Consider the following 14636-nt stretch of genomic DNA (forward strand, 5'->3'; position numbering starts at 1 on the left):
TATCGTGGTTGAAAACATTGTATCATGAGGAAAGCTATAATGGCTTTTCTTTTTACACAATTATACTGGCTTAACCAGAAAGAAAGGACTCAAGGCATTCGGGAGTCCTTTGAGTGCCATGGCGCGGAAGAAAGAAAGGACTCAAGGCATTCGGGAGTCTTCTGAGTACCATGGCGCGGAAGAAAGTGAGTGCTCAAGGTATTCAGGACTCCTTTGAGTGCCATGGCGCGGAAGAAAGAAAGGACTCAAGGCATTCGGGAGTCCTCTGAGTACCATGGCGCGAAAGAAAGAAAGGACTCAAGGTATTCAGGACTCCTCTGAATGCCATGGCGCGGAAGAAAGTGAGTGCTCAAGGTATTCAGGACTCCTTTGAATGCCATGGCGCGGAAGAAAGTGAGTGCTCAAGGTATTCAGGACTTCTCTGAATGCCATGACGTGGAAGAAAGTGAGTGCTCAAGGTATTCGGGACTTCTCTGAATGCCATGACGTGGAAGAAAGTGAGTGCTCAAGGTATTCAGGACTCCTTTGAGTGCCATGGCACGGAAGAAAGTGAGTGCTCAAGGTATTCAGGACTTCTCTGAATGCTATGGCGCGAAAGAAAGGACTCAAGGCATTCAGGAGTCCTCGCGAAAGAAAGGACTCAAGGTATTCAGGACTTCTCTGAATGCCATGAGTCAGAAGAAAGTAAGTGCTCAAGGTATTTAGGACATCTTTATGTTATGACTCAAAAGGGAGAGAGATATCTCTGCAGGGCATTTCTTTTGTATTGGATTAGTACAACAATGACGGATTTTCAACATTCATCATTAGATCGTCATGTTAAGCAAACATTAAATAATATTAATACCTTTATCGATGGTGAGGGTTTAAAGAGAAAACGGCTCGCAAAGAACTGGGAATGTCCGAATCAAATTTTTCTGATTATTTGAACGGTAAACGATCCAACATTCTTGACTTTGCGGTCCGATTAACAGAAGTGTTAGGTCTTAAAGAACTTTATCTATGCTACCTGAATTTGATTATCAACCCGAGGAATTAGATGTAAGAACAACTGCTTTCTCAGAAGGTACGCTGTAAAGAGGGCGAAGAAGGATTACATCAACTGTTAAGAGTTTGCAAATTGATGGAAACTTATAATACAGAGGAACAATCAAATGCCTGAACTTACATTTGATGATCTGCCAAAAGTTTAGATCCTTCCCTGTGGTGCATTCACGACTGCATTCGATTGTGGATTAATCGTAACATGACACCCGCCTCCCGTATAATTTCCAATTATGAGTACACGATATCTTTTATTTTCTGCGGTGAATGAAAAAGACCCCTGTTCATCTTCGGTTAGTTCTTTTTCAAAAATAACTTCTCTTCCTTTTACACATTTTAATATGAGCGATCCTTTTGTTACCTTAATATCATAGTTCAGCGTATATTCGTTAGAAACCTTCATGAAAAATAAACAGTTTTCCATTCCATTAAACGTTTTATAGGACATCTTGATATTACTGTTCATATCACGTGTCATAATGAGGTTGTTATGAACAGTAGGGAATTTAACATTTTTGAAGATACCTTTTTTATATAAAAAATAAACTACTGCTAATAAAAACAATAAAGTAATAAAATCTTCCATGTTAATTTTGCCCCCCCTTTTACGTGTTTCTCAGAATCCTTTTGTGTATATTATATCCAAAAAGAAGGTCATCCTCAAATATTTGGAAAATAATAGTATTAACTATTTACAGAAAAAAAGAGATAGCTCCCAGTCATATTTGTTAAGCTGCTATTTGGCTGGTTGTAGGAATATGCATTTATTGACGTTCTTTGATACGCATGGGGACGTTTCTCTTGTTGGGTTAGATTTCGTTGGTATTCCAGGAGATTATCTATGGTGATATTGCTAGAATACTAATCATATCAACTACATAAGCGGATGGGTGGTTCGCACTCCACATGAAAGGGGGGTTGCACATGGTGACAATCGAAGCAATAATATGCTATTACAATTTGGCATTTTCTTAGCTGATCTGTTAACAGCTCTTGCAGCCATTATTGCACTAGTCACCAATAGAAAAAGAAGTAACTTCCCGCTGCTCTCTGCAAAAGTGAGGAGTAGTTACTTCCTTTTTTTGTATAAATAATGATAGCTGTTAAAACATAATCATCCAATATTTAGATGGAGGGAAGATGGAATTCATTTGTGCATAATCTATGTTTTATCAACAAATCTTCTGCTTGTTACCATAGATTTGTTGATTATCTTTGTTTTAACAACAAACCTCTTCCTTCTTTGCTTACATTTGTAATAACCTCCAATCGAATGGACAAAGAAGAAGGGTCTCCCTGCATTCCAAGAAACCCCTCCTTCATATCAGTTTGTCCGAGATGCTTCTTTCATTGCTAGTCAACCCAGTGAGCAGGAGATTCAACTGTCACCTGCACAGGATCATTTATTCTGAAGAAGTCACCTCTTTTTTCGAACTTTCACTGTCTGTGTTAGTCTCACCTTCTGAAGTGTTATCCTCTTTTTTAGGCGTGCTTTGTTGTTCTACAGTCTCATCACTAACTTCAGTGTCTTCGGTATTAGTATCCGTTGTTTCCTGGTTCTCTTGCTGATTTTGATTGTCCTGCTCTTCCTGATTTCCCTGATCCTGCTGGCTATCTTCCTCCTGTTGACTTCCTTGATTCTCTTCGGGATTCTCGCCCTCATTTTGGGAAGGAGAAGTTTCCTGCTCATCCTCTTGCTCGTTTTGTTGCTCTTCGTTATTATCTGATTGATTAGAATCATTCTCGTCGGTTGCTTCCGTATCTTCTTTTTCTGTTTCTTCTTGTTCTTGTTCTTCATTATCTTCTGTATTTTCGGCAGTCTCTTTCTCTTCTTCGGTATCCCTATCTGTTTCTTCATTCTCTGCTTCATTCTGTTCTTCTTTTTCTGTTTCTTCATCTGGCTCCGGATCAGGTCTTGTAAAGTTTACCTCGTTATTATCTTGTTCTGGCCTTTGTACAGGTACATATTCTGTTGGCAAAGTTGTTCCTGCTACAAATAATTCTGTTGTGATCCTGCTTTCAGGAGTATAAGCCGATGCTCTTCGGCCATTTCGTTCGTCTATTTCCACTTTCTTAACGGTAGATGGTTTTGTAAAAGGTTCTGTCTCTACATCTTTAGACACCTCTGCCATAATCTCTTTAAAAAGTAATCTGGCAATTCGAGCATCTTCTTTTTTTACATATTGCTCCGTTGATGTGGAAGGATATCCTGACCAAACCGCTGCTGTATACTCTGTCGTATAGCCAACGAACCAGGAGTCTGTAGAGCCTTCCTCAATTCCTTCCGGCGGGTTTGTTGTTCCGGTTTTTCCGGCAAGGGGGAGCCCCTCAATATTGGCAAGTCTGCCTGTTCCTACTTGAACGACGTCTACCAGCATATCTGTAATCATATAGGCAGTATGAGCTTCCATCGCTTTCACAGCTTCCGATTCAAATTCAATGGATTCACCATTTGGATATTCAATTTTTGTAACAGTGTAAGGTTCATGGTAGGTTCCTTGATTGCCGAAAGCTGCATAGGCACCAGCCATATCTAATGGAGAGACGCCATCCTCATCACCGAACCCGCCAATAGCATAAGCTGGATAAGCATGTTCTAAATTAATTCCTAATTTGCTGGAAAATTCTAATGCTTGATCACTGTCTGTTTCTAAGAATGTTTTAATTGCAGGTATATTATATGACTCTATTAAGGCTTCTCTCATTGACATCATTCCATGGAATTCATCATCATAGTTTTTGAACGTTTTACCGTCAACTTCGATTTCCTCATCTTTTATTTGGTGATAGGTAGATTGCTGGCGGTATTCAATCGCAGGACCATAAGCTAAAATAGGTTTAATGGTTGAACCAGGCTGTCTTTGAATATGGGTGGCATAATTAAACCCTCTTTTTACGTCTTGCGCTTTGGGATCGCGATTCCCGCCAATCGCCCGAATTGCACCAGATTTCGTATCTAACAGGACGACACCTGCTTTGAATTTGTTATCAGGAAAAGGGATTGAATCTGTTCCTGTCATGACTTTTTCCGTATATGTCTGGGCATGGGGATCAAGAGTTGTGTATATCTTTAACCCTCCTGTAAATATCTCATCTTCAGGAATGTCCTTTGCTATTAATTCCTCTACGACATAATCAATAAAATATTGATATGATTGCTTTTTCTCCTCGTTATGCAAGCTGTCTTTTATACTAATACTTTGCGCTTGTTCCTTTTTTTCCTGGGGGATAAAATTATGCTTTTCCATTAAAGAAAGGACGATATCACGCCGCTGCTTTGCATTTTCTGGATAGTTAAAAGGATCATAGCCACTGGGACGCTGAGGCAGACCTGCCAGCAATGCTGCTTCTTCGACGGTTAAGTCTTTCACTTCTTTATTGAAGTATACTTCTGCCGCTGCCCCGATGCCATACGCTCCATGGCCAAAATAAATTTTATTCAGATAGATTTCCAATATTTCATCTTTAGTATATTCTTCTTCCATTTTTATTGCTAAATAGGCTTCCTGTGCTTTTCTTTTTAATGTTTTATCTGGTGAGAGGTATGTATTTTTCACAACCTGTTGAGTGATCGTACTCCCGCCTTCAGCTCCCCAGCCTTCTTTTATATTCGCTAATACAGCACCACCTATTCGCATAATATCAATGCCCATATGCTCCCTGAATCTGGCATCCTCCACAGCTAAAAAGGCATTCTGAACCATCTGAGGAACATCTTCAATTTTTACGGGTAATCGGTGTTCTTTTCCGGAAATAGTGGCAACTTCTTCACCATTCATATCATAAATAACAGAAGATTTGGCATTCTCCAGTGCAGAAGGTTTTAATGGCGGGGCATCATTAATAAGAGCAAAACCTGTTATGCCACCGATAATAAGTAAAGAGCAGGAAATAAGAAATAATGATAATAATAGCTTGGTGAAGCCTTTTTTCTTCTTCTTTTTCTGTTTGGTTGTCAAAATCTATTCACCTCTCTTAAAAAAATATTTTCTAATGCAAGATACCCTCAATGGTCACTTAGTAAACTCACTGGAGGTAACGAAATTATTTAATATAGCTGAATAAAAAGTCACAGCTAGTTTCCCTTTGGACTTCTTCTGGCTGATGGTATAATGAAGAAAAAGGCTGGGTGATTAAAATGGAAAGGTTGCTAAAAAGATTACCTCTAAATAGGCTAATGGATTTGAAAGTTGATTTTGCCTTCAAACAATTATTTGGTCATGATAAAAATAAACATATTACCATCATCTTTTTGAATGCAATTTTGAAAAGAGAAGGTGATGATCGTATCAATAATATAACTTTTGTGAATACAGAATTCTCAGGTGAACACGAAAATGATAAACAATCAAGGTTAGATATTTTAGCTACAACAAATAAAGACGAACGGGTAATATTTATCGGAACACAATTGCCTCTGGGCGTGGCTACAGTGAATTAAAGCCAGTCATTATGATTAACTTCATGAATTTTACCCTCTTTAAGAAAACCGAGAAATTCCATACAACGTATCATATATATGAAGATGAAGAACATTTCCCATTAACAGATATCCTGGAGATGCATTTTTTTGAAATGCCAAAACTTTTAAATGACTGGAAAAAGGGTAATCTAAATCCGAGAAATGATATATTAGCCCGGTGGATATTATTATTAGGTATTGTCGATAAGAAGAATCAAACAGTTTATGAGGATATTTATAAAGAATTGGAGGATATATCGATGAATGATCCGCAATTAAGAGAAGCCTTCCAAGATTGGGAAAAACTTAGTGCAGATAAAGGAAAATGGCGAGAATATGAAGCAAGATCCAAAGTGCTGATGGATGATTTAGCAGCCTTAAAAGAAGCTGAGTTGAGAGAAAGGCAAGCTCGTGAAGAAGGAATAGCCAAAGGAAAAGCAGAAGGATTAGCAGAAGGAAAAGCAGAAGGTCAGGTTCTACGCTTAATCTCCTCTATTAAACAATTCCTTCAAGCTCGATCATCGGCTATTTTAACAGAACAAGTGAAACAAAAACTGGAAAATTCAAAAGATTTGGAAGAGTTAGAAGAACTTCAATTGAAATTATTTACCGCAAATGATGAAGATGAAATAAAGACTGTTGTCGGGAAATTCTTTTCTTCAAGAGAGATTTAGGAATTCTTGGTGCCAGTTACTTTACAAAAAGACCCAGAGAATATTTTTTTTATGAATGGAGAAAGGTCTTGTTGATAAAATTCAGCAAGGCTTTTTTCCTTTTTTTTTAAAGAAGTTAAAGAATTCCTAAAGATTCATTAAAATATATTACTAATGAATAATATATTATTATATAATAAGAATTGCGGATATAATTATTAATTCAGGAAAGGGGGAATGCTAATGAAAAAACGAAAGCTCACAATATCAGTTGCTTTGCTCAGCTTGATTTTATTTGCACCAACAACCGCATTAGCAGCTGAAACAACAGGAAGCGCAAGCAATGATCATCAATTATCTCAACCGCTGGATCAGTTAAAGATGCAAGTAACCAATGGGGATGGGATAGATTTAGAATCAGTGATAAAAAGGATTCAAACAGAGAGGGCCGACTCATTAAATATCCGCACAATAGAACTAAAGAACGAAATGCAAGAATGGAATAAACGTTTAAATGATGTAAATAATGAATTGGCGACTGCCAGAGGCAATAATGACACGGAATTAGTCAAAAAGTTACAAGCAGAATTAGACAATATACAAAATAATATGAATATGTTAATCCTTCGAATGCAATCACTTAATAATAAACGAAATGAAGCTTTTACAACACTTACAAATACAATCAGAAAATTTGAGGAAGCGAGAAGCTCCATTATCCGCAATATAAGATAAATGTTGTCTATGACTGGGAAAAATAATCAAGTGATTAGTTTACTATAATTGTCATCATCAGGGAAAAGTGCTCTTTCTTTAGGAAGGTTTGTTTTAGCGATAGAACATTCCTGTGAAAGAAGCACTTTTTTCTTCTTTCTGAACTGTGGCAAAGCTGGTTCCAGGATTTTTTAGTAAAAAGCATTATTTTATCATGGTTTTTTTGAAAAACAACCTTTAGAATGATGGTATGAAATTCAAGGAGGTCTGAAATCCATGAATACAAAAGTAAAAATTGATGAAATTCTAGTGGCAATGGATATGCAATCATATGACAATATTAATTTATTACATATTAATACAGGTAATGTTGTTCACGTATTAAGGGAGTTTTTGACCATGGCAGAAGATGGTGAATCCATTGATGACCTGTATGACTGGCAACAAGAACAAATGGAGCTCGCATACGATATTATCGAGAATGATGATAACTACCTTGATTTACCAACAGAATTTGAAATTCACGAATACAGTATGATGGAAGATTTCTGTTTCACCATCGAAAATCCAGCCTTTCAAAATAAATTATTGCATACCATTCGAGGAAAAGGTGCTTTCAGAAGATTTAAAGATAAAATTAATGAATTAGATATAGAGCAGGATTGGTATGCTTATCGAGACGAATGCTATAAGCAGATTGCCAGGGAATTTTGTGAAAAGAATAACTTGGAATATGAGGATTGAGAATGTAATGGGAAGTGGGAAAGTCTATCGAGCATCCCCTATTCAGACTAGTAAAAATATTGACCGATATATTATCTTTTGCATGAAGGTGTGGGGCAGGTTATTCCCTTTTATCAAAACAGTTTACCTTGAAAGAAAAACTAAAATCATCCCTTTATGCCAAAAAAGCCTCACCAAGACTCAGTCTCAGAGAAGCTTTCCTGCCACCAACAACAATCAATCATCTTCACCCCGTCAGCAGTTAGTACGGCCTTTATGGTAGAGTATCTATTGAATTAATCAATTAAAAATTAACTGTAGATCTTCTGACAAAAAATTCAACTCAAACTCCCTGCAGGCCTCACAACCATTTCACTAACATCAACTTCATCAGGCTGCTCAATAGCGAATAAAATGCTTCTGGCGATCGCAGAGGACGGAATGCTGATTTGGCGGTATTCCTTCATGGCTGCCCGTGCCAATTCATCAGAAATACTGTCGGCTAATTCTGATTCTGTTACTCCTGGTGATACGAGTGTTACCCTGATATCATTTCCGGTCTCTTGCCTCAAACCCTCTGTAATCGCGCGAACAGCGAACTTGGTTGCACAATAAACAGCAGCAGTTGGGGAGACTGTGTAGGCACCAATAGAAGCTATGTTAATGAACTGGCCAAATCCTTGTTCTTTCATTACTGGCAATCCTGCTGCAATTCCATGTAAGACACCTCGAATATTTACATCAATCATCTGATCCCATTCGTTTACTTTCAAGGCTTCCAGCTTAGAAAGCGGCATGATTCCTGCGTTATTCACAATAACATCAACATGGCCAAATTTTTCTCTTGCAAAATTCACGATCTCCTCCACTTGTTCTCTTTTCGTTACATCTAACTGCATGAACTCAGCTGTTCCACCATCAGCGTGAATAGCAGATGTGATTGCTTCTAATCGGTCGATACGTCTTGCACCTAACACGACATGTGCCCCGTTCTGGGCAAGCAGTCGAGAGGTGGCTTCCCCTATACCACTGCTTGCTCCTGTTATTACAACAACTTTTCCAGCTATATTAGACATTGTCATATCCTCCAATTCGTTTCAATTATTTTCCCGATATAAAACCATTCCAGCATGATAGAGAATGCCGTTGCGAAAATCACCATCTGCTGTAAAACCTGTATCATCCTTATAATCGATATGATCTCCAGTAATGGTATAACTGCCCCGATACGCGCTTTCCTTTTTTCCGCGAGCCTCATCGTAACGGCCATTTGGCAGAAGTTCATGGCGAATATACCGATCCTCTGTGACCCACATACCTACATATGGATTGGAGTTATTGCTTGCTTGTTTTGTCATCTTTTTTCTCCTTCCTGACGAATGATTCTTCGTAAGACAGATTCATTATCACATAATCAAAACAGTACAAGGTAGACCATTCATACGGAATCCTTGCCTAATCCTCCAGGTTTACTTAAAATGAAATTAGTTGAAACGAATAGAAAGGAGCGAATCTATTGGGAGAAAAAAAGATAGATTCTAGACTCATTGATCAGCAAAAGGAATTAGCCCAGCGCATTGACCAGTTTTGTAAGGAAGATGGCATTCATTCTACAGCTATTCCTTCATTACATTTCATTCGTGCCTCTGAACGGTCTGAACCGATCCATTCCATCCATGAACCTGCCGTATGTATTGTCGTCCAAGGAAGCAAACTTGTGATGCTCGCACAGGATGACTATCAGTACAATCCCGCTCATTATCTCGTTGTGTCGGTCGATCTGCCTATTTCAGGAGAGATTATAGAGGCATCACCAGACAAACCATATTTGTGTCTGCGCTTGGATTTTGCCCCACAGCAGATTGTTAACATTATCTCCGAGTCTGAGCAGACATTTGCTAAAAAAGCAGATTCCAAACCGGGCTTGTTTGTAAGCAAAATGCATGGCTCATTATTAGATGCTGTGTTAAGGCTTGTTCAACTTTTAGATACACCAGAGGATCTTGCCATTCTTTCCCCTTTAATTATCCGTGAGATCCTTTACCGAATTCTCCATGACAAACAAGGTGATTCTGTTAAGCAAATCGCTGTAAATGGCGGCCCCGCACAGCGGATTGGAAAAGTGATTGAACATATTAAAAAGGACTATGTGAGGACATTAAGAATCGATGAACTAGCTCAGGTGGCGAATATGAGTGCTTCCTCACTTCATTATCATTTTAAAAAGGTAACAAGATTGAGCCCGATCCAATATCAAAAACAATTAAGATTACAAGAAGCCCGCCGACTTATGCTGCTGGGGGAATTAGATGCAGCAAATGCTGGATTCTCCGTTGGTTATGAAAGTCCTTCCCAATTCAGCAGGGAATATTCCCGAATGTTCGGCATGCCGCCAATTAAGGATATCAATCGGCTGCAGGAATTCTAGTTGCATGTTACCCCTTCAAAAAAGCAGTAGATTTCCTATCCTCTCATATAGTAATATAGAACTATTGCAAGTTACGAAGAGGTGACTATGAATGGAGTACATAACTGCACTTACAGATCTGTGGAATGAAGGCTGGTATTGGAAGAAGATGATAATCGCTGGCATTATTTTCATTTTAGGTATAATTATTTGGCTGTTTTTCGGCAAGTCCTATTTTCTTATAGAAGAAGCCATCGAATCAGAATTTGACCGATTAAGTGCTCAACATTGGTTTCTCAGTTTTCGCAAAAATAAAAGAGCGCAATTATACAGTCAAGCTGTCAGTAAAGCTTCAAGCCAACATTCAGAAAAATATCCTCACTATATTTTGTGTAAAACGATGGGAGGGTTTATGCAGCTGGCCTTCAGTATCTTATTTTTCTTAGGAATAGGTGGAGGACTCTATCATTGGTTGAATGATGGCGAACCAAGTCCAGTCGCAGAAAATGAATATTACGAGCAAGATGAAGGATATGCAGAATATGAGACAGAGGATTCTCCAGGTGTCCACCATGTTGAGCCTCATTATGTTGAAGGTTATTATCGCTCGGATGGTACTTACGTGGAAGGATACCAAAGAGGTGGAGACAGCGGATATTATCGATCAGACCCAGATTCGAGTACTAGCAACAATATTGGTGGATATATTAATAGTTTTTTAGATAACTAATGGGAGGTACAGGAATGATTTCTTTTCTGTGCTTTCAAGTACATATGGAAAATAGGTGATCGTATGGAAGCAACGGATTATAACCAATCCTTAGCAATGCTAAAAAAATATATGACTATCTTCCGAATCAGGAGCAGGAAGATAGTGTTACTGTTCTTTCCATTTTTAATAAAAGCTTTCATGAAGATGCGATAAGTGATTATTTAGCTTACATATTAAATCCGAAAGTAAACGGGATTGGTATCGAGCCATTGAAGAATTTGATAATGGCCGCCAATGGGAAGTGGCAGGATGCATTTGGAGAGATAGTTGATGAGATTTCCATTACAAGAGAATATGCATTTAACAATGGAAGACGGATTGATCTGTTAATTCAAATCGGAGATCAGATGATTGTTGGTATCGAACATAAGGTTTTCAGTCAGGAACATAATAACCAGACAAGGGATTATAAGCAAAAAATAGAAGCACAGTTCCCTGATCATGAGCATACTTTTATTTTCCTGAGTCCTGATAAAAGACAGGCGCTGGCACATCAAGCTTTTCGGGCGATTGGCTATGAAGATTTAGTAAACCTGCTAAAACAGGTGAACTTTGACTATTTGAAAAATATTAAGAAAACAATGCTGTATCAAGATTTCATCACCCATTTGGAGGCGAATTTTATGAAGGATGAGACTTACACCATCTCTGAGAAGACGAGTTTATATCTGGAACATTTCCGCATGATTCAGGATTTGCGTAACAACTTTGAGCATGACTACAAAAGGGTACATGACTTTATCATGAACTTTTTGAAAAACAACATAGAGAATAATACAAAAATGGAATGGATAATCAATGCAAATCCAGACAGAGGGTATCAGCAAATCTCGAAAACTAGTTGGAAAACGAAAGGATTGGATATCCACTTTGAAATAAAATTATCAAAGGAAAAGTTTGCTTCCCATTCTCCCATTGAGTTCATGATCGATATAGAAGGTGCCAAAAAACAGCTATTTACGGAACACCTGCTCCAAATGTATCCAAGTGATATTACTCAATTTGTTGAACAGAATAACTTGAATAGAAGTGAGCGATCCCGCACCTTTGTTGCAAAGGAGTATGAGCTTTTCCAGATTGATCATTTAGATGATCAAGATGTATTGAAAGGGAAATTAGAACATATGATAAAAGATTTTACAGGATTTGTGAAAGTGATCGATGATGCATTGTTGAGATTTTCGTGAAAGTTTTATTTCCCAAATGAAAATAAGAGCTTAAAGCATTTGGGAGCCGTCTAAATGCCATGGCGCAAAGAAGTAAGAGAGCTGAAGGCATTCAGGAGCCGTCTAAATGCCATGGCGCAAAGAAGTGAGAGAGTGAAGGTATTCAGGAGCCGTCTCAATGCAATGGCTCAAAGAAGTAAGAGAGGTGAAGGCATTCAGGAGCCGTCTAAATGCCATGGCGCAAAGAAGTAAGAGAGGTGAAGGCATTCAGGGGCTCTCTCAATGCTATGACGCAAAGAAGTAAGAGAGCTGAAGGCATTCGGCGAGTCTCTCACTGCCATGACGCAAAGAAGTGAGAGAGCTGAAGGCATTCGGAAGCCATCTCAATTCCATGACGCAGAAAAGTAAGAGAGTGAAGGTATTCAAGAGCTCTCTCAATGCCATGACGCAGAAAACTAAGAGAGTGAAGGTATTCAGAAGCTCTCTCAATTCCATGACGCAGAAAAGTAAGAGAGGTGAAGGTATTCAGGAGCTCTCTCACTGCCATGACGCAGAAAACTAAGAGAGGTGAAGGCATTCAGGAGCCGTCTAAATGCCATGACGCAAAGGAGTGAGAGAACTGAAGGTATTCAGAAGCTCTCTCACTGCCATGACGCAAAGAAGTAAGAGAGCTGAAGGCATTCGGGAGCCATCTCAATGCCATGGCTTAAAGGAGAGAGAGAGCTGAAGGCATTCAGGGGCTGTCTAAATGCCATGGCGCAAAGAAGTGAGAGAGCTCAAGGCATTCGATAACCAGCCATCCTCTCAATGCCCAAAAAAAATAGAAGAAACACTAAATCCCGTGTTTCTTCATATCTCCACCTTCATAAACCTGCGCAAAAGCACTAATAAGACAACTTCCATTATTAAACTTATCACAATTGTTAGGATCACATAAGTGGTATGCACATCCATGGAGAAATTCATCGTAAAGGGCTGGGATATACTAATCAAAGCCATTATGATGATATATGTCAGGAAGGTTTTTTCTGTTCTTCCAATTAAATAAGGATCACTGCTGCTATTGGCGATTTCCATCATTAGCTGAAAAATATAGAATATAAGAATTAATTTTAACAGCGAAAGTACTGTGCCATAAATGGACCATCGTGACAGAACAGGTTCAGAAGAAAAAGCATCAATATTTACGACAAAAACCGTCGGAATGGATAAAAGGATCAATACTATTGCCAGGTTTTTCGCTTTATGGCCGATTGGGAATTCATTTACTAAATGATTTATTCCTAAATAAATGAGAAAATACCCGACCGGATCTGCCAGAATATCAATCACGAACAAGTGAATTTCGATTAATACAAGGATATATCCCCAAAACATCTTACTAAAGGCATCTTTCATCATGATTCCTGCCTTTCCTCTATGATTTCGTTTACTTCAGCCTGGTCTAAATAAGGTCTGTCGATAATACGAGCAGCTGCAGAAAATGGCTTGCCATCTTCCGTTATACCATTTAGATAAATCCCAAATTCAAAATAACTTCTCCTGTCTGGGTTTAAATAGTTTAATAGACGAACAGAGTCATTCTTGGCAATGCTCATTGGGAACAAATCATTATCGGCTATCATCTTCCCTGGCGCATGCTCCCAGTCACCATCCAGTGGATTAGATGATCCTGATGAAATGGATGGATTCCACTGTTCTTCTCTTACTGATCGGTGGTCAATTTTTACCTCCACTTGATCAGTAACTTTGTCGAAAGGAAAGCTGATATCCGTAATCGTTAATGCTTGTTCAGCTGTCATGGATGTAAAAGACCGCCCGTTAGTACTGCCGCCGCTTGCGGTTGAATGCAAAATATCTCTTCCTTGCTGTAGAGGTTGAATCATTACTTCGCCAATGTCAGCTGTTAGAGAAGTTTGATCACTGAAATAAACATCCATGCTCGAAAACGACAAGGCTTCGTTCTGTTCATCAATAAACGCCATCTCCATCGCCGGAAATTTAAGGGTGACAGATCTTAAATAGTGATGGCGATATGCTTGCTCATATTGGACCTGTGGCATATCCCCATGCCAGACAGTAAAACCTTGGCTGGACACCGGATATAGCTCCATCCCTGCAACTTCCGCATATTGAACATCAACTGGATTGCTTTTGTTTGTCAGATAGAAGAATGTAAATTGGAGGTTTTCATGATTGTCAGCTTCATAATAATGGGTAAGAAAAATCGGTGCATCCAACTGTTTTGATTGATAATAAAGATAATTACCAGCCCAACTTAAGATGATTAACACAATACTGCTCCATAATATTTTTTTCACAAAACCCTCTCCTGGAAAATGAAATCTTATTCGCTCTATGTTTTGCTAATGATCAGCAGGGTACAGAAGCCAGGCTGATCAAAATCTCGCTTTACCTACTGTAACATATATGCCAAAAGATCCCAATAACAATTTTTCCGGCTATTTTCCTAGTCTATTAAACAGATGGCGGAATCATGATTGCCAATCTGCAAAGAAATTAACAAATCCATCCATTCACCATTTTTCCATATTTTAAACGCATTTTCCCATGTGCTTATGTGCGGCGAATAAGTAATATAGATTTATGAAAGCGCATTCTAAAGTGTAAGTCAACGGATAGTTTCATTCCAAACGATAAGGGGGAGAAAGATGAAATCAATGAAATGGCTGTT

General features: G+C 38.6%; 13 protein-coding genes and 1 pseudogene. 8 read left to right on the top strand and 6 right to left on the bottom strand.

Annotated elements, in window-relative coordinates; translation table 11 throughout:
* The first annotated feature begins 761 nt into the window (after positions 1–761).
* A complete protein-coding gene (locus F9U64_RS21395) occupies positions 762–929 on the top strand; it encodes a hypothetical protein (RefSeq protein WP_228275835.1) in 168 nt (55 codons plus the stop codon).
* A gap of 260 nt (positions 930–1189) precedes the next feature.
* On the opposite strand, the gene F9U64_RS21400 is transcribed toward F9U64_RS21395, so the two are convergent.
* Together F9U64_RS21400 and F9U64_RS21405 are read right to left on the bottom strand one after the other, a co-directional pair.
* Positions 1190–1630: a hypothetical protein gene (locus tag F9U64_RS21400; protein WP_153406931.1), complete on the bottom strand. Its 441-nt coding sequence runs from the start codon at positions 1628–1630 to the stop codon at positions 1190–1192.
* 817 nt (positions 1631–2447) lie between these two features.
* Positions 2448–5003, bottom strand: coding sequence for a transglycosylase domain-containing protein (locus F9U64_RS21405; RefSeq protein WP_228275836.1), 2556 nt, complete (start codon positions 5001–5003; stop codon positions 2448–2450).
* Between the two features lie 218 nt (positions 5004–5221).
* On the opposite strand from F9U64_RS21405, the pseudogene F9U64_RS21415 reads away from it, so the two are divergent.
* From F9U64_RS21415 to F9U64_RS21425, 3 genes and pseudogenes are all read left to right on the top strand, one after another.
* A pseudogene (locus F9U64_RS21415) lies at positions 5222–6180 on the top strand (Rpn family recombination-promoting nuclease/putative transposase).
* Between the two features lie 222 nt (positions 6181–6402).
* Positions 6403–6894, top strand: a complete 492-nt coding sequence (locus F9U64_RS21420) for a hypothetical protein (protein ID WP_153406935.1) — start codon at positions 6403–6405, stop codon at positions 6892–6894.
* A 255-nt stretch (positions 6895–7149) separates the two neighbouring features.
* Positions 7150–7617, top strand: coding sequence for a UPF0158 family protein (locus F9U64_RS21425; RefSeq protein ID WP_153406936.1), 468 nt, complete (start codon positions 7150–7152; stop codon positions 7615–7617).
* 317 nt (positions 7618–7934) lie between these two features.
* On the opposite strand, the gene F9U64_RS21430 is transcribed toward F9U64_RS21425, so the two are convergent.
* Entirely contained in the window at positions 7935–8672 is a 738-nt protein-coding gene (locus tag F9U64_RS21430) for an SDR family oxidoreductase (protein WP_153406937.1), read from the bottom strand.
* Positions 8673–8693: 21 nt separating this feature from the next.
* Positions 8694–8954 carry an Atu4866 domain-containing protein gene (locus F9U64_RS21435; protein ID WP_153406938.1) on the bottom strand — a complete coding sequence of 87 codons (261 nt, stop codon included), beginning with the start codon at positions 8952–8954 and terminating at the stop codon, positions 8694–8696.
* Between the two features lie 158 nt (positions 8955–9112).
* Here F9U64_RS21435 and F9U64_RS21440 point away from each other — a divergent pair, with 158 nt between their 5' ends.
* From F9U64_RS21440 to F9U64_RS21455, 4 genes are all read left to right on the top strand, one after another.
* Positions 9113–10024, top strand: coding sequence for an AraC family transcriptional regulator (locus F9U64_RS21440; RefSeq protein WP_153406939.1), 912 nt, complete (start codon positions 9113–9115; stop codon positions 10022–10024).
* Between the two features lie 91 nt (positions 10025–10115).
* On the top strand, positions 10116–10733 hold the full coding sequence (locus F9U64_RS21445) for a hypothetical protein (RefSeq protein ID WP_153406940.1): 618 nt from the start codon (positions 10116–10118) through the stop codon (positions 10731–10733).
* A gap of 161 nt (positions 10734–10894) precedes the next feature.
* Positions 10895–11962 (top strand): PD-(D/E)XK nuclease family protein, encoded by a 1068-nt coding sequence (locus F9U64_RS21450; protein WP_228275839.1) that lies wholly within the window; start codon positions 10895–10897, stop codon positions 11960–11962.
* A 54-nt stretch (positions 11963–12016) separates the two neighbouring features.
* Entirely contained in the window at positions 12017–12193 is a 177-nt protein-coding gene (locus F9U64_RS21455; protein ID WP_153406942.1) for a hypothetical protein, read from the top strand.
* 597 nt (positions 12194–12790) lie between these two features.
* On the opposite strand, the gene F9U64_RS21460 is transcribed toward F9U64_RS21455, so the two are convergent.
* Entirely contained in the window at positions 12791–13339 is a 549-nt protein-coding gene (locus F9U64_RS21460; RefSeq protein WP_153406943.1) for a hypothetical protein, read from the bottom strand.
* The gene (locus tag F9U64_RS21465; RefSeq protein WP_153406944.1) at positions 13339–14262 is read right to left on the bottom strand and encodes a hypothetical protein; all 924 of its coding nucleotides are present in this window, start codon (positions 14260–14262) and stop codon (positions 13339–13341) included. The genes F9U64_RS21460 and F9U64_RS21465 overlap by 1 nt, the downstream gene beginning before the upstream one ends.
* Positions 14263–14636 lie beyond the last annotated feature (374 nt).

Origin of the sequence: Gracilibacillus oryzae (assembly GCF_009498735.1) — a bacterium.
Classification (GTDB): Bacteria; Bacillota; Bacilli; order Bacillales; family Amphibacillaceae; genus Gracilibacillus; species Gracilibacillus oryzae.

Excerpts from the sequence above, each read along its gene's own strand:
- F9U64_RS21400 (WP_153406931.1), bottom strand. The coding sequence starts at position 1,630 with ATGGAAGATTTTATTACTTTATTGTTTTTATTAGCAGTAGTTTATTTT.
- F9U64_RS21420 (WP_153406935.1), top strand. The coding sequence starts at position 6,403 with ATGAAAAAACGAAAGCTCACAATATCAGTTGCTTTGCTCAGCTTGATT.
- F9U64_RS21425 (WP_153406936.1), top strand. The coding sequence starts at position 7,150 with ATGAATACAAAAGTAAAAATTGATGAAATTCTAGTGGCAATGGATATG.
- F9U64_RS21430 (WP_153406937.1), bottom strand. The coding sequence starts at position 8,672 with ATGTCTAATATAGCTGGAAAAGTTGTTGTAATAACAGGAGCAAGCAGT.
- F9U64_RS21435 (WP_153406938.1), bottom strand. The coding sequence starts at position 8,954 with ATGACAAAACAAGCAAGCAATAACTCCAATCCATATGTAGGTATGTGG.
- F9U64_RS21445 (WP_153406940.1), top strand. The coding sequence starts at position 10,116 with ATGGAGTACATAACTGCACTTACAGATCTGTGGAATGAAGGCTGGTAT.
- F9U64_RS21455 (WP_153406942.1), top strand. The coding sequence starts at position 12,017 with ATGCCATGGCGCAAAGAAGTAAGAGAGCTGAAGGCATTCAGGAGCCGT.
- F9U64_RS21460 (WP_153406943.1), bottom strand. The coding sequence starts at position 13,339 with ATGAAAGATGCCTTTAGTAAGATGTTTTGGGGATATATCCTTGTATTA.